Consider the following 647-nt stretch of genomic DNA (forward strand, 5'->3'; position numbering starts at 1 on the left):
TGCTGATTGATGCATAATCTGCATACTCGGCGCTTTGAGACACCCCCGCCCCGCTTCGGCCTATTGACAGACTTGACCGCGAGGTCAAAGACTAAATCCGTAACATGTCAATCGGTCGGATCAGGGTTGCAAAAATGGGAAGACGTGCAGCCCGCGTGCACTGCGGCAGAGAAGCGCAGGCATGGGTTCGACGGCATACTCTTCAACAGGGGGTAGTTTGGACCATGAAGCTGTCGACTAAAATTTTGTCCGGAACCATGCTGGCCGGACTGTCTTTGGCCGTTATCCTAACGGGGGCTCTGACCGAGGCGAACGCCGCGACGCCGAAGGATACGGTGGTGATGGCAAAGCAGATCGACGATATTATTTCGCTCGATCCGGCGGAAAGCTTCGAGTTTTCCGGCTCGGAAGCGGTGGGGAATATCTATGATCGCCTGCTGTCCTACGACTTCAAGGACGTGTCGATCATCAAAGGCCAAGTTGCGGAAAGCTGGGCTGTCGCCGAAGACGGGCTGACCTATACGTTTAAAATCCGCAAAGGCATGAAGTTCCATTCCGGCAATCCGGTCACCGCCGCCGATGCCGCCTATTCGCTGCACCGCGCCGTGGCTTTGAACAAGTCCCCTGCCTTTATTCTCACGCAGTTC

The 647-nt window shown here is 55.6% G+C and carries 1 protein-coding gene; it reads left to right on the forward strand.

What is annotated here, in order from left to right:
* Positions 1-224: 224 nt before the first annotated feature.
* A partial coding sequence (locus VZ95_RS21240; protein ID WP_045777638.1) for an ABC transporter substrate-binding protein occupies positions 225-647 on the forward strand: 423 nt, incomplete at its 3' end.

The organism is Elstera litoralis (assembly GCF_000963705.1).
GTDB classification, from domain to species: domain Bacteria; phylum Pseudomonadota; class Alphaproteobacteria; order Elsterales; family Elsteraceae; genus Elstera; species Elstera litoralis.